This is a genomic window from Modestobacter sp. VKM Ac-2977, from assembly GCF_026968045.1.
Taxonomy (GTDB): domain Bacteria; phylum Actinomycetota; class Actinomycetes; order Mycobacteriales; family Geodermatophilaceae; genus Modestobacter.
Window position 1 is genome coordinate 994,669 of the sequence record NZ_JAPVBQ010000001.1, and the last position, 25,692, is coordinate 1,020,360.

The following is a 25,692-nucleotide window of genomic DNA, read 5'->3' on the forward strand; positions in this document are numbered from 1 at the left end:
CGATCGGCGCCCGGGGACGCACAGGAGGCGAGCCCTTCGTGGCCGACCACAACGACAACGAGAACAGCACCGACACCAGCGCCGCGGACGGATCGGCGCCTCCCGCCGATCTGCTCGGCGACCTCTCTCCAGAGCCGGCTGCGGATGACGGGGCGTCCGCGGAGCCGGACGCCGAGCCATCGGCCGACGACCCCGCCGAGGAGCAGGTCGAGGTCCCGGTGGCCGAGGCGGTCACCCCCCAGCCCGAGCACGAGCTCCCCAGCTTCGGTGCCCAGTTCAGCTCGCCCGAGCCCACCACCGTCACCGCCCGGCCCCGCCGCCGCGCCACCCGGCCGGCCGTGACCGCCGACCCCGACTCGGTCGAGCCCCCGGCACCGCAGCTCTCGCCGGCGGCCCCCGCCTTCGTCAGCTTCGTGGCCCCCGAGCCCGAGGTCGCCGCACCGCGCCGCCGCAGCCGCCGCCCCCAGGCCGAGTCGCCGACCGAGTCGACCGACGCGGACGCCGGCCGGACCGACGACCGCCCGGCCACCGACGAGCGCGACGACGAGCAGGCGCCGCCCCGGCGGTCCCGCAGCCGCCGCCGCAGCGCGGCCGAGAGCGAGCCGGCCGAGGCCGAGACCACCGAGACCACGGAGACCACCGAGACCGACGAGCGGGACCTCGAGGACTCCGACGACCGTGACGGCGAGGACGGCGGCTCCTCGGGCAGCCGTCGTCGGCGCCGGGGCCGTCGGGGCCGCGGCCGCGGACGCACCGGCGAGGACGGCACCGACGGCGACCGCGACGACGAGGACACCGACACCCCGGCCGGCGCCGAGGAGTCCGACGACAGCACCGAGTCCGAGGGCCAGGACGACGACGGCGAGGACGACGACGCCGCCGAGGGTGGCTCGGGTTCGAGCACCCGTCGCCGTCGCCGTCGCCGTCGCCGCGGCAGCAGCGGCGAGAACGGCAGCAGCGAGGACAGCACCGAGGACGCCGACGACCGTCCCGAGCGGGCCGGCCGCAACGGCCGCACCTCCAGCGACGACGACGTCCGCGGCGTGGCCGGCTCCACCCGGCTCGAGGCCAAGCGCCAGCGCCGCCGCGAGGGCCGCGACGGTGGTCGCCGCCGCGCGCCGATCCTGAGCGAGTCGGAGTTCCTGGCCCGGCGTGAGGCCGTGGACCGGGCGATGGTCATCCGCCAGCAGGGGGAGCGCACCCAGATCGCCGTCCTGGAGGACGACGTCCTGGTCGAGCACTACGTCACCCAGGCGCAGGCCACCTCGTTCGCGGGCAACGTCTACCTGGGCCGCGTGCAGAACGTGCTGCCCAGCATGGAGGCCGCGTTCGTCGACATCGGCAAGGGCCGCAACGCCGTCCTGTACGCCGGTGAGGTCAACTGGGACGCCGCCGGCCTGTCCGGGAAGTCCCGCTCGATCGAGACCGCGCTGAAGTCCGGCGACAAGGTCCTGGTCCAGGTGACCAAGGACCCGATCGGCCACAAGGGCGCCCGGCTGACCCAGCAGGTCAACCTGCCCGGCCGCTTCCTGGTCTACGTGCCCGGTGGCTCGATGACCGGCATCAGCCGCAAGCTGCCGGACAAGGAGCGCCAGCGGCTCAAGGACATCCTGAAGAAGATCGTCCCCGAGGACGCCGGCGTCATCATCCGCACGGCCGCGGAGGGTGCCTCGGAGGAGGAGCTCACCCGCGACGTGGCCCGGCTGCAGGCGCAGTGGGAGGTCATCCAGACCAAGGCCTCCTCGACCAGCAACGCGCCGACGCTGCTCTACGGCGAGCCGGACCTGGCGATCCGGGTCATCCGCGACGTCTTCAACGAGGACTTCAAGCGGCTGGTCGTCCAGGGCGCCGACGCCTGGGACACCGTCGAGGCCTACGTCGCGCACGTCTCCCCGGAGCTGTCCGAGCGGCTGCAGCGCTACACCGGCACCGGTGACGTCTTCCGCGACCTGCGGATCGACGAGCAGCTGATGAAGGCGCTGGACCGCAAGGTGTGGCTGCCCTCGGGTGGCTCGCTGGTCATCGACCGCACCGAGGCGATGACGGTCGTCGACGTGAACACCGGCAAGTTCGTCGGGTCCGGCGGCAACCTCGAGCAGACCGTCACCCGGAACAACATCGAGGCCGCCGAGGAGATCGTCCGCCAGCTCCGGCTGCGCGACATCGGCGGGATCATCGTCATCGACTTCATCGACATGGTCCTGGAGAGCAACCGCGACCTCGTGCTGCGGCGGCTCACCGAGTGCCTCGGCCGCGACCGCACCAAGCACCAGGTCGCCGAGGTGACCTCGCTCGGCCTGGTGCAGATGACCCGCAAGCGCGTGGGTCAGGGTCTCCTGGAGGTCTTCTCCGAGCCGTGTGACCACTGCCGCGGTCGGGGTGTCCTGGTGCAGGTCGACCCGGTGGACGACAAGAAGCGGTCCACCGGCAACGGCGGCGGCAACGGTGGGGGCGGCAACGGCGCGGCCGGCAACGGTGGCGGCGGTCGCAACCGGGGTGACTCGGGGAACGGGTCCGGCTCGGGCAGCGGCTCAGGCGGCGGTGCGGGTTCCGACAAGGGCCGGGACAAGGGCCGGGACGACCGGGCAAAGGACGCCGACGTCCCGACCCCCGACGCAGACGAGACGGCGCCCGCGACGGTGGACGCCGCTCTGGCGGGCGACGTGGCCGACGTGCCGGGCGCCGATGCCGCCGAGACCGGCGGCGGTCGCGGGCGTCGCAGCCGGGGTGGCCGGGACCGTGGCTCCCGGGGCGGCAACGCCACCGAGCGCGGTCCGGTGGACGCCGGTTCGCCGGACCCGGCCCCTCAGGTCGACCAGAGCGCGGCAGCGGACGAGGCGGCCCCGGAGACGGCGGACGGGGGCACCGCGACGTCCCGTCGCGAGGACCCGGCCGCGGGCTGGGACGTCGCGGACGCCATGGCGCTGCAGGGCGGAGCGTCCTTCGACGAGCCCGCCGCGGGTGAGCAGGCGGCGGGGGAGCAGACCGCCGAGCCGGCGACCGAGCCGGCCGGTGAGGGCCGTGGCCGCCGCAACCGGGGCCGTCGTGGCCGTGGGCAGTCGGCCGAGGCCCGTGGGGCCGAGGACGCTGCGGTCGCCGAGGCACCCGCCGACGAGGAGCCGCTGCCCGCCGGCGAGACGGCCGTTCAGGTGGTCGCCGAGGAGTCGACGACCGTCGAGGAGTCGACGCCGGACACCGTCCTCGCCGCTGCGGTGGCGACGCCGACGGCTGCCCCGGACGTCCCGGCTGCGGCTGCGGAGCGGTCGGAGCCGACCGTCGTCGGGGCGCCCGAACCGGTCGCCGAGCCGGTGGCCGACGAGGACGTGCCGGTGGTCCGGCCGCGGCGCCGCAGGGCCGCCTCGCGGCCCGCAGGCCCGCCCGCCTGACCCAGGACCCCGGGCAGGGCGCCGCCTCGCCCGGGGGCCGGGTCGGACCGCTCCTACGCGGTTCGACCCGGGCACGGCGCCTCGGGTACGCTGGACGGGTTGCTCCACCACGGGCCGCGCACTCCGGTGCCGCCTGGGGGGCGCGAGCAGCACGTCCAGCACTCGGCCCTCGTGGCGGTCGTGCGCGCAGGACACAGTGCTGGACACATGGAATCGATCGAGGAGTCAGTGGTGTACGCAGTCGTCAAGGCCGGTGGAGCGCAGCACAAGGTGGGTGTCGGTGACACGTTCACCATCAACCGCCTCAGCGGAGAGGCCGGTGACACCGTCACCCTTCCGGCCATCCTGCTGGTCGACGGCGACACCGTCACCGCCGACGCTCAGACGCTCGCCGGCGTCACCGTGACCGGCGAGATCGTCGAGCACGGCAAGGGCCCGAAGATCCACATCCACAAGTTCAAGAACAAGACGGGCTACCACAAGCGCCAGGGGCACCGTCAGCCCCTGACCAGCGTCGTGGTCCGCGACATCACGAAGGGCTGACGACATGGCACACAAGAAGGGCGCATCGTCGTCCCGTAACGGTCGCGACTCGAACGCCCAGCGCCTGGGCGTCAAGCGCTTCGGTGGTCAGGTCGTCAAGGCCGGCGAGATCATCGTCCGCCAGCGCGGCACCCACTTCCACCCGGGTCTCGGCGTCGGCCGCGGCAAGGACGACACCCTGTTCGCGCTCGTGCCCGGCTCGGTGACCTTCGGGTTCCGCCGCGGCCGCCGCGAGGTCGCGATCACGGCCGTCGGCGCCCCGGTTGCCGCCCGTGAGACCGCCTCGGTCTGAGCACCACCCAGCACCACCAGCTCTGACCGGGTGGCGGCGCCGACTCTCGGCGCCGCCACCCGTTGCCCTTTCCGGACAGTTCGGCCGTAACGCAGAGAGGCGGCGATCATGGCCGCTTTCGTCGACCGCGTGACGGTCCACGTCTCGGCAGGCAAGGGTGCCAACGGGGTCAGCTCCGTGCACCGCGAGAAGTTCAAGCCGCTGGGCGGCCCCGACGGGGGCGACGGCGGTGACGGCGGCGACGTCGTCCTCCAGGTCGACCCCAGCGTGCACACCCTGCTGGACTTCCACCACCGCCCGCACCAGAAGGCCGGCAACGGCAAGCAGGCGGCCGGCGACTACCGCAACGGCGGACGCGGGGCCGACCTCGTCCTCGGCGTGCCCTCCGGCACCGTCGTGAGCGTCGGCGGTCAGGTCGTCGCCGACCTGGTCGGGGCGGGTGCCCGGCTCGTGCTCGCCCACGGCGGCAAGGGCGGGCTGGGCAACGCCGCGCTCGCCAACGCGCGCCGCAAGGCCCCCGGCTTCGCGCTGCTCGGCGAGCCCGGTGACGCCGTGGACGCCGTCCTCGAGCTGAAGAGCATCGCCGACGTCGGTCTGGTCGGGTACCCCTCGGCCGGCAAGTCCTCGCTCGTCGCCTCGATGTCGGCTGCCCGCCCCAAGATCGCCGACTACCCCTTCACCACACTGGTGCCGCAGCTGGGCGTGATCCGCTCCGGCGACACGACCTACACGATGGCCGACGTCCCCGGGCTGATCCCCGGCGCGTCCGTGGGCAAGGGCCTGGGCCTGGAGTTCCTCCGGCACGTCGAGCGCTGCGCCGTCCTGGTGCACGTGGTCGACATGGCGACGATGGAGCCCGGCCGCGACCCGGAGACCGACATCGAGGCCCTCGAGCACGAGCTGCGCGAGTACGGCGGCGAGGACCTCGACCTGGTCGGCCGGCTGCGGATCGCCGTGCTGAACAAGATCGACGTGCCGGACGGCCGCGAGCTCGTCGACCTGGTGCGCGCCTCGTTGGAGGAGCGCGGCCTGCAGGTGTTCCCGATCAGCGCGGCCACCGGGGAGGGCGTGACCGAGCTGGGCTACGCGCTCGCCGCCGCCGTCCGGGAGCACCGCGCCTCGCTGCCGGACCTCCCGCCGGCCCCGATCACCATCACCCCGCGCGCCGTCGACGACGGCGGCTTCACCGTCGAGCGCGATCCCCGCACCGACGGGTGGGTCGTGCTCGGGGTGCGCCCGGAGCGCTGGGTCCGGCAGACCGACTTCAGCAACGACGAGGCCGTGGGCTACCTGGCCGACCGGCTCAACCGGCTCGGTGTCGAGGAGGGGCTGGCCAAGGCCGGTGCCGTCCCCGGTGACGCGATCACCGTCGGTGACGTCACGTTCGACTGGGAGCCCACCCTCCCGGCCGGCACGCTCACCATCGAGGAGACCGCGGGCCTGGGTGGCCGCGGTACCGACACCCGGCTGGAGGACAACACCCGGCTGTCGGCCGAGGAGCGACTGCTGGCCAAGAAGGCCCGCCGGCTGCCGTACGAGGTCACCGAGGGCGACGGCTGGGTCGACGCCGGCCTCCTCGACGACACCGACCGGTGACCGCCCGCGCGGAGATCGCCGCCGCGCAGCGGGTGGTGGTCAAGGTCGGGTCCTCGTCGCTGACCACGCTGCCCGGCGGGCTGGACGAGACCCGCCTGCGGGCGCTGGTCGACGTCCTCGGCGCGCTCCGGGCCGCCGGCCGGCAGGTCGTGCTCGTCTCCTCCGGGGCGATCGCCGCGGGGCTGGCGCCGCTGGGGCTGGCCGGCCGCCCCCGCGACCTGGCCACCGCGCAGGCGGCTGCGAGCGTCGGGCAGCTGCGGCTGGTGCAGACCTACGCCGACGCCTTCGCCGCCCACGACGTGACCGTCGGCCAGGTGCTGCTCACCGCCGACGACCTGACCCGGCGCAGCCACTACCGCAACGCGCAGCAGACGATCGAGCGGCTGCTCGCACTCGGCGTGCTGCCGATCGTCAACGAGAACGACACGGTCGCCACCGAGGAGATCCGGTTCGGCGACAACGACCGGCTCGCCGCGCTGGTCGCCCACGTCGCCATGGCCGACGCCCTGCTCCTGCTCTCCGACGTGGACGGCGTCTACGACGGCGACCCGCGCACCGGCCCGGCCGCGCTGGTCGACACCGTGCACGGTCCGGCGGACCTGGCGGCGGTGACCCTCGGTTCGGCCAGCCGCAACGGCGTCGGCACCGGCGGGATGGCCACCAAGGTGGAGGCCGCGTTCATCGCCTCGGCCGCGGGGGTGCCCGTCGTGGTCACCTCCACCGCACAGGCGGCGGACGCACTGGCCGGTGAGCGGGTGGGAACGCTGTTCGCCCCGACCGGGCGGCGTCCCTCGGCCCGGCAGTTCTGGCTCCGCTACGCCAGCCGTCCTCGCGGCCGGGTGCTGCTCGACGAGGGCGCGGTCCGTGCCGTCCGGGAACGGCACGCCTCCCTGCTGGCCGCGGGCATCACCGGGGTGACCGGGGAGTTCCTCGCCGACGACCCGGTGGAGCTGGTCGGCCCGGACGGCGAGGTGGTCGCTCGCGGCCTGGTCGCCTACGACGCCCGCGAGCTGCCGGCGCTGCTGGGCCGCAAGACCGGTGACCTGGACCCCGAGCACCGCCGCGAGGTCGTGCACCGCGACGAGATGGTGCTCGTCGGGCACGCCAGCCGCGGCTGAGAGACTGACCCCGTGACGATCCGTGCCATCCGCGAGATCGGCGACCCGGTGCTGCGCACCCCGGCCGACCCGATCCGCGCCTTCGACAAGGACCTCGCCGCGCTCGTCCGCGACCTGGAGGAGACCGTCGACCACCCCGGCCGGGCCGGGGTGGCGGCGACCCAGATCGGGGTCGGTCTGCGGGTCTTCTCCTACAACGTCGACGGCGTCATCGGGCACATGGTGAACCCGGTGATCGCCGAGCGCAGCGAGGAGATCCAGGACGACGACGAGGGCTGCCTGTCGATCCCGGGGCTCTACGCCCCCACCGTGCGGGCGATGCACTGCGTCGCCGAGGGGTTCGACGTGCACGGTGAGCCGCTCCGGATCGAGGGCAGCGGGCTGCTCGCCCGGTGCCTGCAGCACGAGGTCGACCACCTCGACGGGAAGCTCTTCGTCGACCGGCTGACCGGCGATGCCCGCAAGCAGGTGCTCCGCGCGCTGCGCAGCTGAAAGAGGACCCCGTCCTTCTCCCTCGCAGGCTCGCGGCGGGACCCTGCACGGGGGCCGCGCGTAACCTCGGTGCGTGTCCGACGTCGACTTCCCGCTGATCGGGGCCGCCGCGGTCCGCGCCCGTGCGGCCGCCCGCGTGCTGCGCACCCTGCCCACCGAGACCAAGGACGCCGCGCTCGCTGCGATGGCGCAGGCGCTGCTGGAGCGGGCCGACGAGGTGCTCGCCGCCAACGCCGCCGACGTCGAGGCCGCTGCAGCGGACGGCACGCCGGCCTCGGTGCTGGACCGGCTGCGGCTGGACCCGCCCCGGCTGGCCGCGGTGGCCGACGCGCTGCGGCACCTGGTCTCGCTGCCCGACCCGGTCGGCGACGTCGTCCGCGGGTCGACGCTGGCCAACGGGCTCCAACTGCGCCAGGTGCGGGTGCCGCTCGGTGTGGTCGGGATCGTCTACGAGGCCCGGCCCAACGTGACCGTCGACGCCGCCGGGCTCTGCCTGAAGAGCGGCAACGCGGCGCTGCTGCGCGGGTCCGGCTCGGCGCACCGCACCAACACCGCGCTGGTCGCCGTCCTCACCGAGGCCGCCGAGAAGGCCGGGTTGCCCGCTGGGTCGATCGCGCTGCTGCCGGCGGACCGGGCGTCGGTCGGGGAGCTGCTCAACGCACGTGGGCTGGTCGACGTGGTCATCCCGCGGGGCGGGGCCTCGCTGATCAACCGGGTGGTGCGGGAAGCAACCGTGCCGGTGATCGAGACCGGCGTCGGCAACTGCCACGTCTACGTCGACGCCTCCGCCGATCCGGCGATGGCCGAGGCGATCGTGCTGAACGCCAAGACCTCCCGGGTCAGCGTGTGCAACTCCGCGGAGACCCTGCTGGTGCACCGGGACGTCGCCTTCCTGCCCCGCCTGCTGGCCGCCCTGGCCGACGCCGGGGTCACGCTGCACGGCGACGAGGCCGCGGCCGAGGCCCACGAGGGCGTCGTCCCCGCCACCGACGAGGACTGGGCCACCGAGTACCTGTCGCTGGACATGGCCGTCCGGGTGGTCGACGACCTGCCCGGCGCGCTGGACCACATCAGCCGGTGGGGGAGCGGGCACAGCGAGGCGATCGTCGCCGACTCCGCGCGGGCGATCGCCGAGTTCACCGCCGGCGTCGACGCCGCCGCGGTGCTGGTCAACGCCTCCACCCGGTTCACCGACGGCGGCGAGTTCGGGTTCGGCGCCGAGATCGGCATCTCCACCCAGAAGCTGCACGCCCGCGGTCCGCTCGGGTTGCCGGAGCTCACCTCCACCACCTACGTCGTCACCGGCAACGGCCACACCCGCTGACCGGCCTCTTCGCCCGTCCCCAGCTCAACGAGGAGCCGCATGTCCCGCACGCCCACGCACGCCGCCCAGTTCGCCGACGTGGCGGACGTGACGACGCGGCTGTCGGCCGCGGGGTACCTACCCGACGCCCAGATCGCCACGACGGTCTTCCTGGCCGACCGGCTGGGCAAGCCGCTGCTGGTCGAGGGCCCGGCGGGGGTGGGCAAGACCGAGCTGGCCAAGGCGATGGCCGCCGCGACGGGGTCCGAGCTCATCCGGCTGCAGTGCTACGAGGGCCTGGACGAGGCGCGGGCGCTGTACGAGTGGAACTACAAGAAGCAGCTGCTGCGGATCTCCGCGGCGGGCACCGGCGGCGCCGACTGGGACACCGTGCACGACGACGTCTTCGGTGAGGAGTTCCTGCTCGCCCGGCCGTTGCTGACCGCCATCCGGCGCACCGACCCGACCGTGCTCCTCATCGACGAGACCGACAAGGCCGACGTCGAGGTGGAGGGCCTGCTGCTGGAGGTGCTCAGCGACTTCCAGGTCACCATCCCCGAGCTGGGCACGATCACCGCAACCCGCCGTCCCCTGGTGGTGCTCACCTCCAACGCCACCCGTGAGCTGTCCGAGGCGCTCAAGCGGCGCTGCCTGTACCTGGCGCTGGACTACCCGAGCGCCGAGCGGGAGCGGGAGATCGTGCTGTCCCGGGTGCCCGATCTCGCGCCGGGCCTGGCCGACCAGCTGGTGCGCACCGTCCGGGCCCTGCGGGCGCTGGAGCTGAAGAAGTCGCCGTCCATCTCCGAGACGCTGGACTGGGCGCAGACGCTCCTGGCCCTCGGCCTGGACACCCTGGACGAGTCGGCGATGCGCTCGACGCTGGGCGTGGTGCTCAAGCACGCCAGTGACCAGGCCCGGGCCGCCGCCGAGCTCCGGCTGAACTGATGCCGCCGGGAGCCGCCGTCGAGCCGGGTGGGCTGGTCGGGCACCTCGACGGCTTCGTCCGCGCGGTGCGGGAGGCCGGCGTGCCGGTCGGGATCAGCCAGGCGGTGGACGCCGCCCAGGTGCTCACCGTCGTCGACCTGCTCGACCGGGAGCAGTTGCGGCACGGCCTGGCCGCGGTGCTGCTCCGCCGGGCCGCCCAGCGCGAGGTCTTCGACGTGCTGTTCGACCTCTGGTGGCCGCTGACCGACCGGCCGGTGCCCGTCGCGGACGACGACGGAGCCGGGGACGGCGGCGAGGACGGCGAGCCCGGCACCGACGGCCCCCTTCCGGTGGGCGACCCGGGTGCCCTGGCCGCGGCGCTGCGCGCCGAGCTGCTGCGACTGCTGCTGGAGGGGGACGAGGAGGCGCTGCGCCGATTCGCCCGGCTCGCGGTCGACCAGCTCGGCGCCGGGGCGCCCACCCCCTCGGGACAGTCGTTCTTCAGCTACCGGGTGCTGCGCGCGCTGTCGCCGGACACGCTGGTGGCGCAGCTGCTGGCCGGGATGCTCGCCGACGGTGAGACCGGCGGGCTGGCCGAGCAGGTGGCCCGGTCGACGGCGAAGGAGCGGATCGCGGCGTTCCGGACGGCGGTGGAAGCCGAGGTGCGACGCCGCACCGCCGCGGAGAAGGGGCGGGACAAGGTCGCCCGCAACGCCGTCCGCCCGATGGCCGACCAGGTCGACTTCCTCCGCGCCCAGCAGGCCGACCTCGCCGAGCTGCGCCGAACCGTGGCGCCGCTGGCCCGGCGGCTGGCCGTGCGGCTGTCGGCCCGCCGGCGGCTGGGCCGGGCCGGGCGGCTGGACTTCCGCCGCACGGTGCGCGCCTCGCTGGCCACCGGCGGGATGCCGCTGGTCACGCACCACCGGCCGCGGGCGGTGCACAAGCCCGAGCTGGTGGTGCTCTGCGACGTCAGTGGCTCGGTGGCCGGCTTCAGCCACTTCACCCTGATGCTCACCCAGGCGCTGCGCGAGCACTTCAGCGGCGTGCGGGCCTTCGCCTTCGTCGACTCCACCGACGAGGTCACCCGGTTCTTCACCCCCGGGGCCGACGTGGTGGACGCGATCGCCCGGATCGGCCGGGAGGCGGACGTGGTGAGCTTCGACGGGCACAGCGACTACGGCAACGCGTTGGAGGTCTTCGCGGAGAGGTGGCCGGCGGCGGTCGGCCCGAAGACGTCGCTGCTGGTGCTCGGCGACGGTCGCACCAACTACCGGCACCCGGGTCTGCCGACGCTGGCCGACCTGGTGCGGCGGTCGCGGTCGGCCCACTGGCTCAACCCGGAGCCGCGCCGGCTGTGGGGGAGCGGCGACTCGGCCGCCGACCGGTACGCCGACGTCATCCCGATGGTGGAGGTCCGCACGGCGGCGCAGCTTGCCGACTTCGTCACCACCCTCTGAGCTGGTCCCGGATCGGCCGGGCGGTCCGGGTAGATGACGACACGCCGACGGAATCGTTCCCATGGCGGACCTTCCCTGCGAACCGAGGAACGGGACGGCATCGTCCGCTTCGGGCACGACGGCAGGGTGGACGACGAGGGCGGGGCGCTGGACGCCTCGAGCGTGAGCCCCTCGATGGCGAGCGGCGGCACGGGGGAGCCGGTCGCCGGCCGGCACACACCGGGAGCACCCGGCCGTCGTGCCCCTCCCGCTGGTCGCCGGAGCCGGTGGTCGGACGACCGGCTCCGGCGGGGCCGGGCTAGGCTCGATCGGTGGCAGGACGTCGACTCGGGGTGATGGGCGGCACGTTCGACCCCATCCACCACGGGCACCTGGTGGCCGCCAGCGAGGTCGCCGGGCTGTTCGGGCTCGACGAGGTCGTCTTCGTGCCGACCGGTCAGCCCTGGCAGAAGTCCGACCGGGGCGTGAGCCCCGCCGAGGACCGCTACCTGATGACCGTCATCGCGACCGCCTCCAACCCGCGGTTCTCCGTCAGCCGGGTCGACGTCGACCGGGGCGGGCCGACGTACACCATCGACACCCTCACCGATCTCCACCGCCTCCATCCCGACGCCGAGCTGTTCTTCATCACCGGCGCCGACGCGCTCGCCCAGATCGTGGGCTGGCGGGAGACGGACAAGCTCTTCCAGCTGGCGCACTTCGTGGGCGTCACCCGGCCCGGGTACCAGCTGGCCGACGCCGATCTCCCGCGCGGTGCGGTCAGCCTGGTCGAGGTGCCGGCGCTGGCGATCAGCTCCACCGACTGCCGCGACCGGGTGCGCCGGGGACGGCCCGTCTGGTACCTGGTGCCCGACGGTGTGGTCCAGTACATCGAGAAGCGCGGGCTGTACCACCCCGGCGCGGCCGGGCCCGACGAGCTGCTGCCCGACACCGCCCCGCGGGTCGGTGGCTTCCCGGCCGAGCGGCTCGTGGCCCTCGACCACCGGGAGACCGCGGCCACCGACCACCTTGAGACCGCGGCCCCCGACCTGAGCGACACCCCCACCCCCGGGGACGATCCGTCCCCCGACCTGCAGGAGATCCCCCGATGACCGCCTCGGACGAGGCACGCGAGACCGCGCTCATCGCAGCGCAGGCCGCCGCCGACAAGCTCGCCACCGATGTCTCGATCGTCGACGTCAGTGACCGCCTGGCGATCACCGACGCGTTCGTCCTGACCTCGGCGCCCAACGAACGTCAGGTCCAGTCGATCGTCGACGGGGTGGAGGAGCGCCTGCGCGAGCACGGTGTGAAGCCGGTCCGCCGCGAGGGCATGGCCGAGGGGCGGTGGGTGCTGCTGGACTTCGTCGACGTCGTCGTGCACGTGCAGCACGCCGAGGAGCGCGCCTACTACGCCCTCGAGCGGCTCTGGAAGGACTGCCCGGTGATCCCGTTCACCGACGGCGCGGTCCCTGCCGCCCCGACGCCCGCTGAGCAGGAGGCTGCCGCCGCCGATGAGGGCAGCGGCGAGGACGCCCCGGGCGAGTCCGGCCGGTGACCGGGGGCGCCGACGCCCCGGCAGTGCCCCGGCTGCTCGTGTGGCGGCACGGCCGTACCGAGTGGAACGCCGCCGGGCGCTTCCAGGGCCAGCTCGACCCGCCCCTGGACGCCGAGGGGCGGGCCCAGGCCGCACGCACCGCACCGCACGTCGCCGTCCTGCTGGAGGGCCAGGAGGTGCTGCTGGTCTCCAGCGACCTGCAGCGCGCGGTAGACACGGCTGGGGCACTCGCCCCGCTGCTGGGCGTGCAGCTGCGCATCGACGAGCGGCTGCGCGAGCACGGGCTGGGCAGCTGGGAGGGCCTGACCCGGCACGAGGTGGCCGACCGGCACCCGGGGCAGTACGCCGACTGGATGGCCGGCCGCCCGGTGCCCGAGCGCGGCGGAGAGGCGCAGGCCGACGTCGCCGCGCGGGCACTGGCTGCCGTGGCCGACCTGCCGCCGGCGGCCACGGCCGTGCTGGTGACCCACGGCGGGACGGCCGGCCGGTTGATCGAGGCGCTGCTGGGGCTGGGGGCGGAGCACAAGCGGGTCTTCGGGCCGCTGGGTAACTGCCACTGGAGCGAGCTGTCCTTCCAGGCCTCGGGCTGGCGGCTGATGCGGCACAACCTGTCCGCGCCGACGCCGGAGGGCGTGGAGGGTGGCGCGCGGGCGACCGGTGACCGTGGTCCCTTCCCCGAGCCCTCGGCCACCGACGCCCCCGACGCGCCACGGGCGGGAGCCAGCCCCGAGGAGGGCGCACCGGCGACCGACGCCGACGCCGGCTGACCAGCCACTCCCGCGGCGCCGCGCACCACGCGGCTAGCCTCGCGCCATGTCCGTCGCCGTGGTCACCGACTCGACGGCCTACCTGCCGGCCGACGTCGTCGAGCACTTCGGCATCGAGGTCGTGCCGCTCTACGTGGTGCTCGCCGGGCGGTCCGGCCGGGAGGGCAGCGACGTCACCTCCGCGGAGGTCGCCCGTTCGCTCGCCGTGCGGGGCGGCCACGTCAGCACGTCCCGCCCGACGCCGGGGGACTTCGTGGCCGTCTACCGGCGGCTGCTGGACGGCGGTGCCGACCGGCTGGTGTCGGTGCACCTGTCCGGGGAGCTGTCGGGCACCTGGGACGCCGCGCGGGTGGCCGCGACGCAGGTCGGTGAGCACCTGGTGACCGTGCTGGACTCCCGGTCGGCCGCGATGGGCACCGGGTTCGCCGTGCTGGCCGCTGCCCGGGCCGCGGCGGGGGGCGCCTCGGCCGCCGAGGTGGCCGACGCGGCGCGGCGGACGGCGGCGGCGACCCGCACCTTCTTCGTCGTCGACACCCTGGAGCACCTGCGGCGCGGCGGGCGGATCGGTGCTGCGGCCGCGCTGCTGGGCAGTGCCCTCGCGGTGAAGCCGGTGCTGCACGTGACCGACGGCCAGGTGGTCGCCCTGGAGAAGGTGCGCACCTCGGCCCGCGCGCTCAACCGGCTGGTCCAGCGCGCGGCCGACGTGGCCGGTGACGCGCCGGTGGCGGCGGCGGTGCACCACCTCGCCGCCCCCGAGCGCGCGCAGCGGCTCGCCGACCAGCTCGCCGCCCGACTCCCGGCGCTGACCGAGCTGTACGTCAGCGAGCTGGGGGCCGCCGTCGGGGCGCACGTCGGGCCGGGCGCGGTCGGGGTGGTCGTCGACCCCACGCCGCGGCCGGCGACCGAGGCAGGACAGCGGCCGGAGGACGCCCCACCGCCGGACCCGTCGGAACACGGGCAGGACTGAGGGCGGGAGCTCGGGCACCCGGCCACGGTCCGGTGGTCCCGGCGGTGCGCGGGGGACACCGTCCACAACGGTGCCCGCCGTCCACAACCTGTCCGCGGCCCTCGTCGGGGGCGGCGCCGGCTCCCTAGCGTCCGTGCCGTGCGCCCTCCTGTCCGTCGCAGCGACGACTCCGACGTCATCCGGGCCCGGCTCCGGGCCCTGCTGGCGGAGGGGCAGCCCGGTGGCTGGGTCCCCGACGTGGACGAGCCGGGTGCACCGTCCGACGACGGTGGATGGCCGGACGACGAGGACGACCGGGCGACCCAGCCCGTCGAGGCCGCACACCTGCCCGCGGGACTGGGCCGGCACCGCGCTCCCGGGCGTGCCGCCCGCGTCGACCCCGGTCGTCCGGGCGCCTGGGCGCTGTGGGTGGTCGCGGTGCTGGCGGCGGTCGTCGTCGTCGGCTGGACGTGGGTCGACCGCCCGGTCGTCGACCAGGTGCCGGCCGCTGCGTCGCGCGGTGCCGCGGTGGCCACCGCCGGCCCGGTGCCACCTGCCTCGGCTGCCCCCGCACCCGGCACACCGACCGGCACGGTCGTGGTCTCGGTCGTCGGGTTGGTCAGCACCCCGGGCCTGGTCACGCTGCCGGCCGGGGCGCGGGTGGCCGATGCGCTGGCCGCGGCCGGCGGGCTGTTGCCCGAGGCCGACCCTGCATCGGTCAACGCGGCTGCCGTGGTCACCGACGGCCAGCAGATCGCCGTCGGGGTGCCCGGGGCGGTGACCGGCGCGGAGCCGGCGGGCGGCGCAGCGGCGGGCGGGGCCCTGCTGGACCTGAACACCGCGACCGTCGCTGAGCTGGACGCGTTGCCGGGGATCGGCCCCGTGCTCGCCCAGCGCATCGTCGACCACCGCTCCGCACACGGGCCGTTCACCGACGTCGACCGGCTGGACGACGTCAGCGGCATCGGACCGGCGATCTTCGCAGACCTGGCCGCGCGGGTGCGGGTCTGACCAGGCCAGCGCCGGGTGCCCCGCGCCCGGTCCACCGGGTGCCGGCGACGGAGCGGTGGTCGTGGCTCGACCTCCGGCTCGTCCCACCCGCGGCCACCGTGTGGGTGCTGACCCTGCTGGCACCCCAGCTGCCCGCCGGGCTGCTCCTGCCCCTCGCGGTGGTCGCGGCCCTCGGTGCCGCTGGTCTGCTGCTGGCCGGCGGCCCCGGCCGGGCCGGCACGCTCCGAGGGGTCGCGGCCCGCGGCGTCGTCATCGGGTGCCTGGCCGCGGTCACCGTCACCGGGGCCACCGCGGCGGTCCGGGCCCAGGCGCGGGCGGCGTCACCCCTGCTGACGTTCGCCGACCGCGGATCGGTCGTCGAGGTGGTCCTGGAGCTGACCGACGACCCGCGGCCGGTGGCCGGTGCCGGACCAGCCCGGGTGCTCGTCGACGGCACCGTCTCCCAGGCCGACGGCCGGACCGTGGCCGACGACCCGGTGCTGCTCTTCGGCGAGGCTGAGGAGTGGGCCGGGCTGCTCCCCGGTCAGGCGGTGCGACTCCACGTCCTGGTGCGCCCCGCGGAGCCCGGGGACGACGTCGTGGCCGTGCTGTCGGCGCGGTCACCGCCCGATCCGGTCGGTGGGCCGGGTGTGGTACAGGACGCGGCCGGGTCCCTGCGCGCCGGGCTGGCCGAGTCGGCTGCCCGCACCCTGCCCGACCGCGCCGCCGGCCTGCTGCCCGGCCTCGTCGTGGGCGACACCAGTGGCATGGACCCGATGCTCACCGAGGCGTTCCGGCGAGCGGGTCTGGCGCACCTGACGGCCGTCTCCGGGGCCAACGTGGCGATCGTGGTGGCGCTGGTCCTGTGGCCGCTGCGGGCGCGGGCCGTCGACCGGCGGTGGCAGGCGCTCGCCGCGGGCCTGGCGATCGCCGGGTTCGTCGTCCTCGCCCGCCCAGGGGCCAGCGTGCTCCGGGCCGCGGCCATGGGCGCGGTGGCGGTGCTGGCGCTGGCCTCCGGCCGGGCCCGTGCCGCGGTCCCGGCCCTGGCGGTCACCGTCCTGGTGCTGCTGCTCCTCGCGCCGGGGCTGGCGACCGATCCAGGGTTCGCCCTGTCGGTCTCCGCCACGGCGGCGATCGTGCTGCTGGCGCCTGGCTGGTCCCGTGCGCTCCGCCGCCACCGTGCGCCCCGGCCGCTGGCCGATGCCGTCGCGGTCAGCGCGGCCGCCGGCGTGGTCACCGCACCCCTGGTCGCCGGCCTCTCCGGGCTGGTCAGCCTGGTGTCCCTGCCGGCCAACCTGCTGGCCGCGCCCGCGGTGGCCCCGGCGACCGTGCTGGGCGTGCTGGCTGCCCTGGTGTCGCCCGCAGCGCCCTGGCTGGCCGATGCGCTCACCTGGCTCGCCGGTTGGCCGGTGCGCTGGCTCGTCGTCGTCGCCGAGCGCGCCGCGGCCGTGCCCGACGGCGCCACCGGCTGGCCGGCCGGCACCCGGGGCGCAGTTCTGCTGGCCGTCGTCCTGACCGGCGTGGTCTCGGCCCTGCGGCGCTGGCCCCGGCTGCGCCCACTGGCGCTGGCCGTTCTGGTGGGGGTGGTGCTGATCGGCTGGCCGGTGCGCCAGCTCAGCCGGGGCTGGCCGTTGCCGGACACGGTCGTGGTGGCCTGCGACGTCGGCCAGGGTGACGCGCTCGTGCTGCCGACCGGTCCGGGCGAGGCGGTGCTGGTCGACGCGGGACCGGACCCGGCCCTCGTCGACGGTTGCCTGCGCCGGCTCGGGGTGGAGCAACTGCCGTTGGTACTGCTGTCGCACCTGGATGCCGACCACGTGGGTGGGCTGGCCGGCGCGCTGGCCGGACGGGACGTCGGGGAGGTGGCCACCGGGACGCTGGCGCCCGACGACGAACGGGTGCCCCAGCTGGACCGGGCGGTGGCCGAGGCGGGTGCCCGGCACGCGGTCCTCCTGCCGGGCGACCGGCGCACGGTCGGCAGCGCCGACCTCGAGGTGCTCGCCCCCGATCCGGCCGAGGCCGTCGCCGGGGCCGAGCCCAACGACCTGAGCCTCGTCGTCCGGGCCACCCAGCGCGGGGTCCGGGTGCTGCTCACCGGCGACCTCGGCGCGGAGGCGGAGGCGCGGCTGGTGGCGGTCGGCCTCGACCTGGGCGCCGACGTGTTCAAGGTGCCGCACCACGGCAGCGCGGACGCCGATCCCGGCTTCCTCGCCGCCAGCGGGGCGGCCGTCGCGCTGATCTCGGTGGGCGCGGACAACAGCTACGGCCACCCGACCCGGCGGCTGCTGGACTGGCTGGCCGACGCCGGCATGCGCATCCACCGGACCGACCGGGACGGCGACGTGGCGGTGGTCGGCCGGGCGGGGGAGTGGGGAGTGGCGGTGCGGGGGCCGGACGCCGTGCTGCGTGCCACCGCCGCGGCCGAGCCACCCGCCCCGGGCACGTCGGGTGCGCCGCGACCGGGCGGAGGAGCGTCCCGGACCCGTCGGCGCCCCGTGGCAGCATGGCCCCGTGGCAACAGCGGCACCTCCGGCTCCGACCTCCCGGCTCCGGGTCGTGGTGGGCGAGGAGGAGCTGCTGCGCGCGCGGGCGGTCTCCGCCGTGCGCGCGGCGGTCCGCGAGCGCCACCCCGACAGTGAGGAGCACGAGCTCCCCGCGGCCGGGCTGGCGGTCGGCCAGCTGGCCGACGTGCTCGCGCCCTCCCTGTTCGGCGGACACCGGCTGGTCGTCGTCACCGGGGTGCAGGAGTCCGCAGCGGCGCTGGCCGACTCCCTCGTGAGCTACACCAAGGAGCCGGACCCGGAGCTCACGCTGGTCGTCGTGCACAACGGCGGGAAGCGCAACGAGGCACTGCTGAAGGCGTTCAAGGCAGCCGGTGCGGCGGTCGACGAGTGCCCGAAGATCAGCTCGGCGGGGGAACGGGTCGCCTTCGTGCGCAACGAGGTGCGGTTCGCCGGCGGCAAGATCACCCCGGATGCGGTGACCGCGTTGCTGGACGCGGTGGGCAACGACCTCCGCGGGCTGTCGGCCGCCGCCAGCCAGCTGGTGTCGGACTTCGGTGGGGTCATCGACGCCGACGCCGTCGCCCGCTTCCACCGGGGCCAGGCCGAGGTCACCGGGTTCACCGTCGCCGAACGGGTGCTGGTCGGTGACATGGCCGGCTCGGTGGAGATGCTGCGGTGGGCGCTGGACCGCGGGGTGGCCCACGTGCTGATCGCCGACGCGCTGGCCGACGGGGTGCGCACTGCGGCCCGGGTCGCCTCGCTGAACACCACCAACATCGGTGAGCTGGCCCGCCAGCTCAAGCTCCCGCCGTGGAAGGTGAAGAAGGCGCAGGCGCAGGCGAGGGGCTGGAGCATCGACGCGCTGCAGCAGGCGATCGGGGTGGTCGCCGAGCTCAACGCCGACGTGAAGGGTGCTGCCGCCAGTGCCGACTACGCGCTGGAACGGGCGGTCCGCCGGATCGTGGGCATCCGCGCGGCCGCGGCCGGCGGTCGGGCCCGCGCGCTGCGCTGACGTCCCGAGTCCACCACTGGGGCCGGCCCCGCGTCGTGGCCGACGGCTCGCCGGGCCCGAGCTGGGTGCCCGGAGGACGAGATGTGGCCAGAGACGCCACGAGCCCCCTCCCAGCGGGGAGGGGGCTCGTCGCGGAGCGGGTGCGCGCAGCTCAGAGGCTGGCGACCTTCTTGGCCAGCGCCGACTTGCGGTTCGCCGCCTGGTTCTTGTGGATGACGCCCTTGCTGGCCGCCTTGTCCAGTGCCTTCGAGGCGGTCGCGAGGGCGGCCTCGGCCGCTGCCTTGTCCCCGGCGTCGGCGGCCGTGCGGAAACGCCGCACCTGCGTCTTCAGGGCGGACCGGACAGCGACGTTGCGCTGACGAGCGATCTCGTTGGTCTTGATCCGCTTGATCTGGGACTTGATGTTCGCCACGCGTGAGCCTCGGATGTGTCGCAGGGAGGTGTACTTCTGACAGTGCGTCCACGGCACAACGAAGCGCAGCGCGGACCGGCCTCACAAGATACCAGCCCACAGCTCACCGGTCGCATCCGCGGCTGACGGCCTCCTCTGCCAGCCGGCTCCGCGCCCAGTGCAGCGCGACGCCGTGGAACCGGCGCTGGAACGCACGCAGCGTCGGGATCCCCGGGGGAGCGGGCGCACGCATGGTGAGGGCCCACATGCCGGTGAGCACCAGGAGGAGGTCGGTGACGTCGGCGGGGTCCGCGGCGGCCACGGCCGGCAGGCCGGTGGCCAGGGTGGCCGGGTCCAGCCCGCCGTGCACCGCCATGTCCAGCGACAGCAGCACCGGGTCGACCCACGCCGGACCCCGGGCGGCCCACGCCCAGTCGAGCAGGACGAGTTCGCCGTCCGGACGGAGCAGCAGGTTGTCCGCGCGGAGGTCCAGGTGCACGAGCGTGTCCCCGGTCAGCCCGCCGCGGCCGGCGAGCCGCGCGGGGACCTCGGCCAGCCAGTCGAGCCGGTCGGCCTCCCAGGGGTCGAGGTCAGCAGGTGGGTCCGCTCGCAGCAGCGGCCAGGCGGTCAGTTCCTGGGTGAGCCGGTCGTCCAGGGACGGGAGTTCCGCCACCGGGCAGGGGGTGGCCCGTTCGGCGAACGAGCTGACGCCGGTGAGCACCCGGGTCGCCGTCGCCGCCGTCCAGGGCAGGGTCGGGCAGGCGCCGTCGACCTCGTCGAACACCAGGGCCACCCACTCGTCGGCGTCCTCGGCCCACTCCAGGTGTGCGCGCAGTCGTGGGGCCGGGAGCCCGGCGGGCAGGGCGGCGGTCACCGCAGCCTCGGTGCGCAGCAGCGCGGGGGTGTCGGGATTGAGCGGGGTGCCCACTGCCTTGACGAACGCGCGGCCACCGTCCGCGCAGGTCACGACCACGGCCGGGCCGGGGGAGAAGCCGCCGGTCCGGGGCGACACGTGCACCACCGGCGACCCGAGCGCGGCGTCGATCGCCGTCCGCAACCCGGCGGGGAGCTGGTCGTAGGGCAGGCGCGGGCTGCCGGGCACGGTCACCGGTCCACCGTCCGGGACGGCGACCTGCCCGGCAATCGCTTTACCCGGGGGAGCCGTGGGACGATGGGCGCACTGTGACGACTCCTGCCTCCACCGATCCCGCCCGGATCCGGAACTTCTGCATCATCGCCCACATCGACCACGGCAAGTCGACGCTGGCCGACCGCATGCTCGAGGTCACCGGGCTCGTCGAGGGGCGGAACATGCGCGCCCAGTACCTCGACCGGATGGACATCGAGCGCGAGCGCGGCATCACCATCAAGGCGCAGAACGTCCGCCTGCCCTGGACGCCCCGCACCGGCGACGACACCGGCACCGAGTTCGTGCTCGACATGATCGACACCCCGGGGCACGTCGACTTCACCTACGAGGTGTCCCGCTCGCTGGCCGCCTGTGAGGGCGCCGTCCTGCTCGTCGACGCCGCCCAGGGCATCGAGGCCCAGACGCTGGCGAACCTCTACCTGGCGCTGGAGAACGACCTCACGATCATCCCGGTGCTCAACAAGATCGACCTGCCCGCGGCGCAGCCGGAGAAGTACGCCGCGGAGATCGCGCACATCATCGGCTGCGACCCCGACGACGTGCTGCGGGTCAGCGGCAAGACCGGGCAGGGCGTGCCGGAGCTGCTCGACCGGATCGTGCAGGAGATCCCCGCGCCGACCGGCGACGCCGACGGCCCCGCCCGGGCGATGATCTTCGACTCGGTCTACGACATCTACCGCGGCGTCATCACCTACGTGCGCGTCGTCGACGGCCGGATCTCCGCCCGCGACAAGATCAAGATGATGTCCACGGGCGCCACGCACGAGCTGCTGGAGATCGGCGTCATCGCGCCCGAGCCCAAGCAGGTCGCGAGCCTGGGCATCGGCGAGGTCGGCTACTTCATCACCGGGGTGAAGGACGTCCGTCAGTCCCGCGTCGGTGACACCGTCACCCTCCAGCACAAGCCGGCGGCCGAGTCGATCGGCGGCTACCGCGACCCGAAGCCGATGGTCTACTCCGGGCTCTACCCGATCGACGGCAGCGACTACCCGCTGCTGCGGGAGGCGCTGGACAAGCTGCTGCTCAACGACGCCGCGCTGACCTACGAGCCGGAGACGTCGGCGGCCCTGGGCTTCGGCTTCCGGGTCGGCTTCCTGGGCCTGCTGCACCTGGAGATCGTCCGCGAGCGGCTGGAACGCGAGGCGGGCATCAGCCTGATCTCCACCGCGCCCAACGTCGTGTACCGGGTGGTCATGGAGGACGGCTCCGAGATCACGGTGACCAACCCGAGCGACTGGCCGGGCGGCAAGCTGGGCACGATCTACGAGCCGATCGTCAAGGCCACGATCATCGCGCCGAGCGACTACACCGGCGTGATCATGGAGCTCTGCCAGGGCCGTCGCGGTCAGCTCGGTGGCATGGACTACCTGTCGGAGTCCCGGGTCGAGCTGCGCTACACGCTGCCGCTCGGGGAGATCATCTTCGACTTCTTCGACGCACTGAAGTCCCGCACCCGCGGCTACGCCTCGCTGGACTACGCCGAGGCCGGTGAGCAGGAGTCGAAGCTGGTGAAGGTCGACATCCTGCTGCAGGGCGAGGCCGTCGACGCCTTCTCCGCGATCGTGCACGCCGACAAGGCCTACAGCTACGGCGTGCTGATGGCCGGCAAGCTCCGTGAGCTCATCCCGCGCCAGCAGTTCGAGGTGCCGATCCAGGCCGCCGTCGGCGCCCGGGTGATCGCCCGCGAGACCGTCCGCGCCATCCGCAAGGACGTGCTGGCCAAGTGCTACGGCGGTGACATCAGCCGCAAGCGCAAGCTGCTGGAGAAGCAGAAGGAGGGCAAGAAGCGGATGAAGATGGTCGGCCGCGTCGAGGTCCCCCAGGAGGCCTTCGTGGCCGCGCTCTCCACCAACGAGTCCACCGCCGCCAAGCCGAAGTGAGCGGGCGCGTCACCGCGGTCTGCGTCTCCGGCGCCGACCTGCTGCCGCTGCCCGGCCGGCGCCCCGACCGCAGCGGCATCGACAAGGCGCCGGTGGCCGGCCGGGTCGCCGTCGGCGAGTTGGGGCTGGACGGCGACGTCCAGGTCAACAAGAAGCACCACGGCGGCGAGGGGCAGGCGGTCTACGCCTACGCGCAGGCCGACGCCGACTGGTGGGAGGCCGAGCTCGGCCGCGACCTGCCGCCGGGGCGGTTCGGGGAGAACCTGCGCACCACCGGGCTCGACCTGCGCACCGCCGTCCTCGGCGAGCAGTGGCAGGTCGGGACGGCGCTCCTCCAGGTGACGGCCTGGCGCACCCCGTGCGCCAACTTCGCCCGGTTCTGGGGCGTGCCCGACCTGGTGAAGCGGTTCGCCGCGCACGGCGCCACCGGCGCCTACCTGCGCGTGCTGCAGACCGGCGAGCTCGGTGCGGGGGACGAGGTCCAGGTCGTGTCCCGCCCCGACCACGGGATCACCGTGGAGACCGCCTTCCGGATCGTGATGACCCAGAAGTCGCGGCTGCCCGAGCTGGCCCCGGTCCTCCGGTACGTGCCGACGAAGGACCAGCCGGTGCTCGCCGCCAAGATCGACAAACGGCTCGCCGCCCTGGCCTGACCGGTCAGACCGTGAAGACGATCTTCCCGGCGGTGCGGCCCTCGAGCATCCGCGCGAAGCCGTCGCGGGCCTCCGACAGCGGCAGCTCCACGTCGATCTGCGGCCGCACCCCGGTGATCCGGCACATCTGGATCAGGTCGTCGAGCTCGTCCCGGGTGCCCATCGTCGAGCCGATCACCGACAGCTGGGTGAAGAACACCCGGTTCAGCTCGGCGCCGGGGTTGAAGCCGGTGGTCGCCCCGCAGGTCACCACCACCCCGCCGGGCTTGAGCGACTTGATGCTGTGCGACCAGGTGGCCTCACCGACGGTCTCCATCACGCCGTCCACCCGCTCGGGCAGCCGGGCGCCGGTCTCGAACGCCTGGTCCGCGCCCAGTGCGAGCGCCGCCGTCCGCTTCTCCTCGCTGCGGCCGGTGACCCAGACCCGGTAGCCGGCTGCGCTGCCGAGCTTGATCAGCGCCGTCGCCACGCCGCCACTGGCCCCCTGCACGAGGACCGTCGACCCGGGCCGCAGCCCGGAGCGGACGAACAGCATCCGGTAGGCGGTCAGCCAGGCGGTGGGCAGGCAGGCCGCCTCGGCGAAGGAGAGCTCGGCCGGCTTGGGGACGACGTTGCGCCGGGGCACGACGACGCGCTCGGCGAGCGTGCCCTGGTGCACCTCCGACAGCAGCGACCGCTTCGGGTCCATCGTCTCGTCGCCGGTCCAGCCGGGGGAGGTGATGACCGCGTGCACCACCACCTCGTTGCCGTCGGCGTCGATGCCCGCCGCGTCGCAGCCGAGGGTCATCGGCATCCGCTCGGCGGGCAGACCGATCCCGCGCAGGCTGAACAGGTCGTGGTGGTTGAGCGACGCGGCCTTCACCTGGACCGTCGTCCAGCCCTCGGGGGCCTCGGGCTCTGGCCGGTCACCGACCTCAAGCACGGAGAGCGGGTCGTCAGGGGCAGGGGTGGCGACGAACGCAGCGAGCATGAGCGGACGCTAACCGAGTGCCGCCGCCGCTGCGACGTGGGTCACCCCCGCCCCCCGGGGGCGGTCCGGTCAGCAGGTGACCCGTTCCTGCCGGATGTCAGGTGCACGACGGCGTAACCCCGCACCGTGCCCTCCGCGGAGCCGCAGTCGTAGCGGAGCCAGCCGGTGGCCCGTGCAGACTCCAGCCCGGTCACCTGCGCCGGCACGGAGCCCTCGGTGAGGCACTCGTAGCCCCCGATGAACACCTCGCCCCGGGCGAACGCCGGCACGCCGGCCGGCGCGTAGGCCTCGAACAGGCTCTCCGCGCCGCCCTCGCCGGTCCGGTTCTCGCCGTACAGCAGAGCGGTGGCGTAGCCGATGGCACTGTCCGGCGGCCCGCTGCCGGAGTCCGCGCCGGGCGGCGACGCCGCGGCCGGGCCGGCCCCCAGCAGGAGCAGCGCGAGGCCGGTGCTGCCGCAGATCCAGGATCGTGTCGTCGTCCGCATGACCTGTCCTCTCCACGGGCCGGTCGATCAGCGGACCGCCTCGTCGCGGCCGCGGGCCCGCCGGGAGGATGGCAGTGGACCGGGCCGGTCGGGGACGTCGTCCGGCGCGGGAGTGCTGGCTCGCCCGGCGCGTCGCCGAGGACACGCTGGGCGCCCCCGGAGGTCAGCGGACGACGACGGCGAACTCCTGCTGCGCCACGAACTCACCGATCACCGGGGCGCCGGGCACCTCGCCGCCGAGCAGCAGCCCGCCGGAGGTCTGTGCGTCGGCCAGCAGCAGCGCCTCCTCCTCGCTGACCGCCGACAGGTCGGCGTGCGGGCGCACCCAGTCCAGGTTCCGCCGGGTGCCGCCGGAGACCCAGCCGTCGGCCAGCGCCTGCCGGGCCCCGGCCAGGTAGGGGACGGCGGCGGCGTCGACCACCGCGGTCACCCCGCTGGCGCGGGCCATCTTGTACAGGTGGCCGAGCAGGCCGAAGCCGGTGACGTCGGTTCCCGCCCGGATGCCCGCGGCGACGGCGGCCACCGACGCCTCGGCGTTGAGCGCGGTCATCGAGGCCACTGCCTCGGCCGACACCTCGCCGGTGTTCTTGTGCCGGCTGTTCAGCACGCCCACGCCCAGCGGCTTGGTCAGCGACAGCGCCGTCCCCGCGACGGCGGCGTCGTTGCGGATCAGCCGGTCCAGGTCGACCAGGCCGGTGACCGCCATGCCGTACTTCGGCTCGGGGTCGTCGATGGAGTGGCCGCCGCCGACGTGGCAGCCCGCCGCGTGCGCGACCTCCAGCCCGCCGCGCAGCACCTCCGCGGCCAGCTCGGCCGGCAGCACGTCCCGCGGCCAGCCGAGCAGGTTCACCGCCATGACCGGGGTGCCGCCCATCGCGTAGACGTCGGAGAGCGCGTTGGCCGCGGCGATCCGGCCGAAGGTGTACGCGTCGTCGACGACCGGGGTGAAGAAGTCGGTGGTGAGCACCAGCCCCTGGCCGCCGGCGATCCGCACCACGGCGGCGTCGTCCCCGTCGTCCAGGCCGACGACCAGTTCGGCCGCAGGGTGGTCCGGGCCGGTGGCGGTGAGGCCGGCGACGACCGCCTCGAGCTCGCCGGGCGGGATCTTGCAGGCGCAGCCGCCACCGTGCGCGTACTGGGTCAGCCGGACGGGCGGTGCAGTGGCGGTCACGGTCGTCGAATGTAGGCCGCCACCCGGCGGACGGGCTCGGCGCCGTCACCCGAGGGTGTCGGGCGCCACCTCCTGGGTCCCCGGGGGTGCCGCGCTGTGGCAGTCTCCCGGAGGACCAGTGCGGC

The 25,692-nt window shown here is 74.8% G+C and carries 23 protein-coding genes; 18 read left to right on the top strand and 5 right to left on the bottom strand.

Annotated elements, in window-relative coordinates:
* Positions 1-38: 38 nt before the first annotated feature.
* From O2V63_RS04875 to holA, 16 genes are all read left to right on the top strand, one after another.
* Positions 39-3,386: an Rne/Rng family ribonuclease gene (locus O2V63_RS04875; RefSeq protein ID WP_269166433.1), complete on the top strand. Its 3,348-nt coding sequence runs from the start codon at positions 39-41 to the stop codon at positions 3,384-3,386.
* Positions 3,387-3,593: 207 nt separating this feature from the next.
* Complete coding sequence (gene rplU / locus O2V63_RS04880; RefSeq protein WP_442928991.1) at positions 3,594-3,929, top strand: 50S ribosomal protein L21; 336 nt, start codon at positions 3,594-3,596, stop codon at positions 3,927-3,929.
* A gap of 4 nt (positions 3,930-3,933) precedes the next feature.
* Positions 3,934-4,221 (top strand): 50S ribosomal protein L27, encoded by a 288-nt coding sequence (gene rpmA, locus O2V63_RS04885; RefSeq protein WP_036336698.1) that lies wholly within the window; start codon positions 3,934-3,936, stop codon positions 4,219-4,221.
* A 108-nt stretch (positions 4,222-4,329) separates the two neighbouring features.
* Positions 4,330-5,817 (top strand): GTPase ObgE, encoded by a 1,488-nt coding sequence (gene obgE / locus O2V63_RS04890; RefSeq protein ID WP_269166434.1) that lies wholly within the window; start codon positions 4,330-4,332, stop codon positions 5,815-5,817.
* Positions 5,814-6,935 carry a glutamate 5-kinase gene (gene proB / locus O2V63_RS04895; protein ID WP_269166435.1) on the top strand — a complete coding sequence of 374 codons (1,122 nt, stop codon included), beginning with the start codon at positions 5,814-5,816 and terminating at the stop codon, positions 6,933-6,935. The genes obgE and proB overlap by 4 nt, the downstream gene beginning before the upstream one ends.
* Before the next feature lie 12 nt (positions 6,936-6,947).
* Complete coding sequence (gene def, locus O2V63_RS04900; protein ID WP_269166436.1) at positions 6,948-7,427, top strand: peptide deformylase; 480 nt, start codon at positions 6,948-6,950, stop codon at positions 7,425-7,427.
* 73 nt (positions 7,428-7,500) lie between these two features.
* Positions 7,501-8,751, top strand: coding sequence for a glutamate-5-semialdehyde dehydrogenase (locus tag O2V63_RS04905; RefSeq protein WP_269166437.1), 1,251 nt, complete (start codon positions 7,501-7,503; stop codon positions 8,749-8,751).
* A 39-nt stretch (positions 8,752-8,790) separates the two neighbouring features.
* The gene (locus tag O2V63_RS04910) at positions 8,791-9,675 is read left to right on the top strand and encodes an AAA family ATPase (RefSeq protein WP_269161936.1); all 885 of its coding nucleotides are present in this window, start codon (positions 8,791-8,793) and stop codon (positions 9,673-9,675) included.
* Positions 9,675-11,111: a vWA domain-containing protein gene (locus O2V63_RS04915; protein ID WP_269166438.1), complete on the top strand. Its 1,437-nt coding sequence runs from the start codon at positions 9,675-9,677 to the stop codon at positions 11,109-11,111. Before O2V63_RS04910 ends, O2V63_RS04915 begins: the two co-directional genes overlap by 1 nt.
* Before the next feature lie 311 nt (positions 11,112-11,422).
* A complete protein-coding gene (nadD, locus tag O2V63_RS04920) occupies positions 11,423-12,202 on the top strand; it encodes a nicotinate-nucleotide adenylyltransferase (RefSeq protein WP_269166439.1) in 780 nt (259 codons plus the stop codon).
* Positions 12,199-12,648 carry a ribosome silencing factor gene (gene rsfS / locus O2V63_RS04925; RefSeq protein ID WP_269161939.1) on the top strand — a complete coding sequence of 150 codons (450 nt, stop codon included), beginning with the start codon at positions 12,199-12,201 and terminating at the stop codon, positions 12,646-12,648. Before nadD ends, rsfS begins: the two co-directional genes overlap by 4 nt.
* Positions 12,645-13,415 carry a histidine phosphatase family protein gene (locus tag O2V63_RS04930; protein ID WP_269166440.1) on the top strand — a complete coding sequence of 257 codons (771 nt, stop codon included), beginning with the start codon at positions 12,645-12,647 and terminating at the stop codon, positions 13,413-13,415. The genes rsfS and O2V63_RS04930 overlap by 4 nt, the downstream gene beginning before the upstream one ends.
* 46 nt (positions 13,416-13,461) lie before the next feature.
* Positions 13,462-14,382: a DegV family protein gene (locus O2V63_RS04935; protein WP_269166441.1), complete on the top strand. Its 921-nt coding sequence runs from the start codon at positions 13,462-13,464 to the stop codon at positions 14,380-14,382.
* 138 nt (positions 14,383-14,520) lie between these two features.
* A complete protein-coding gene (locus O2V63_RS04940; protein ID WP_269166442.1) occupies positions 14,521-15,372 on the top strand; it encodes a ComEA family DNA-binding protein in 852 nt (283 codons plus the stop codon).
* 38 nt (positions 15,373-15,410) lie between these two features.
* Positions 15,411-17,990 (top strand): ComEC/Rec2 family competence protein, encoded by a 2,580-nt coding sequence (locus O2V63_RS04945; RefSeq protein WP_269166443.1) that lies wholly within the window; start codon positions 15,411-15,413, stop codon positions 17,988-17,990.
* Positions 17,908-18,867, top strand: coding sequence for a DNA polymerase III subunit delta (gene holA, locus O2V63_RS04950; protein ID WP_269166444.1), 960 nt, complete (start codon positions 17,908-17,910; stop codon positions 18,865-18,867). Before O2V63_RS04945 ends, holA begins: the two co-directional genes overlap by 83 nt.
* Before the next feature lie 151 nt (positions 18,868-19,018).
* Here the strand turns inward: holA and rpsT are convergent, their stop codons facing one another.
* Together rpsT and O2V63_RS04960 are read right to left on the bottom strand one after the other, a co-directional pair.
* Positions 19,019-19,279 carry a 30S ribosomal protein S20 gene (gene rpsT / locus O2V63_RS04955; RefSeq protein ID WP_036336679.1) on the bottom strand — a complete coding sequence of 87 codons (261 nt, stop codon included), beginning with the start codon at positions 19,277-19,279 and terminating at the stop codon, positions 19,019-19,021.
* A gap of 103 nt (positions 19,280-19,382) precedes the next feature.
* A complete protein-coding gene (locus O2V63_RS04960) occupies positions 19,383-20,366 on the bottom strand; it encodes a phosphotransferase family protein (protein WP_269166445.1) in 984 nt (327 codons plus the stop codon).
* Between the two features lie 74 nt (positions 20,367-20,440).
* Between O2V63_RS04960 and lepA the strand changes: the two genes are divergently transcribed.
* Positions 20,441-22,288 carry a translation elongation factor 4 gene (lepA, locus tag O2V63_RS04965; RefSeq protein WP_269161946.1) on the top strand — a complete coding sequence of 616 codons (1,848 nt, stop codon included), beginning with the start codon at positions 20,441-20,443 and terminating at the stop codon, positions 22,286-22,288.
* Positions 22,285-22,941 carry an MOSC domain-containing protein gene (locus tag O2V63_RS04970; protein ID WP_269166446.1) on the top strand — a complete coding sequence of 219 codons (657 nt, stop codon included), beginning with the start codon at positions 22,285-22,287 and terminating at the stop codon, positions 22,939-22,941. The genes lepA and O2V63_RS04970 overlap by 4 nt, the downstream gene beginning before the upstream one ends.
* Positions 22,942-22,945: 4 nt before the next feature.
* On the opposite strand, the gene O2V63_RS04975 is transcribed toward O2V63_RS04970, so the two are convergent.
* The 3 genes from O2V63_RS04975 to selD form a co-directional block, all read right to left on the bottom strand.
* A complete protein-coding gene (locus O2V63_RS04975; RefSeq protein WP_269166447.1) occupies positions 22,946-23,911 on the bottom strand; it encodes a zinc-binding dehydrogenase in 966 nt (321 codons plus the stop codon).
* 41 nt (positions 23,912-23,952) lie between these two features.
* On the bottom strand, positions 23,953-24,396 hold the full coding sequence (locus O2V63_RS04980) for a hypothetical protein (RefSeq protein ID WP_269166448.1): 444 nt from the start codon (positions 24,394-24,396) through the stop codon (positions 23,953-23,955).
* A 163-nt stretch (positions 24,397-24,559) separates the two neighbouring features.
* Positions 24,560-25,567, bottom strand: coding sequence for a selenide, water dikinase SelD (selD, locus tag O2V63_RS04985; RefSeq protein ID WP_269166449.1), 1,008 nt, complete (start codon positions 25,565-25,567; stop codon positions 24,560-24,562).
* Positions 25,568-25,692: the final 125 nt, after the last annotated feature.

Bases quoted from the DNA above. Each gene is read 5' to 3' on its own strand.
- O2V63_RS04915 (WP_269166438.1), top strand. From the start codon at position 9,675: ATGCCGCCGGGAGCCGCCGTCGAGCCGGGTGGGCTGGTCGGGCACCTC.
- O2V63_RS04935 (WP_269166441.1), top strand. From the start codon at position 13,462: ATGTCCGTCGCCGTGGTCACCGACTCGACGGCCTACCTGCCGGCCGAC.
- O2V63_RS04910 (WP_269161936.1), top strand. From the start codon at position 8,791: ATGTCCCGCACGCCCACGCACGCCGCCCAGTTCGCCGACGTGGCGGAC.
- rpmA (WP_036336698.1), top strand. From the start codon at position 3,934: ATGGCACACAAGAAGGGCGCATCGTCGTCCCGTAACGGTCGCGACTCG.
- O2V63_RS04980 (WP_269166448.1), bottom strand. From the start codon at position 24,396: ATGCGGACGACGACACGATCCTGGATCTGCGGCAGCACCGGCCTCGCG.
- obgE (WP_269166434.1), top strand. From the start codon at position 4,330: ATGGCCGCTTTCGTCGACCGCGTGACGGTCCACGTCTCGGCAGGCAAG.
- O2V63_RS04975 (WP_269166447.1), bottom strand. From the start codon at position 23,911: ATGCTCGCTGCGTTCGTCGCCACCCCTGCCCCTGACGACCCGCTCTCC.
- rplU (WP_442928991.1), top strand. From the start codon at position 3,594: ATGGAATCGATCGAGGAGTCAGTGGTGTACGCAGTCGTCAAGGCCGGT.
- rsfS (WP_269161939.1), top strand. From the start codon at position 12,199: ATGACCGCCTCGGACGAGGCACGCGAGACCGCGCTCATCGCAGCGCAG.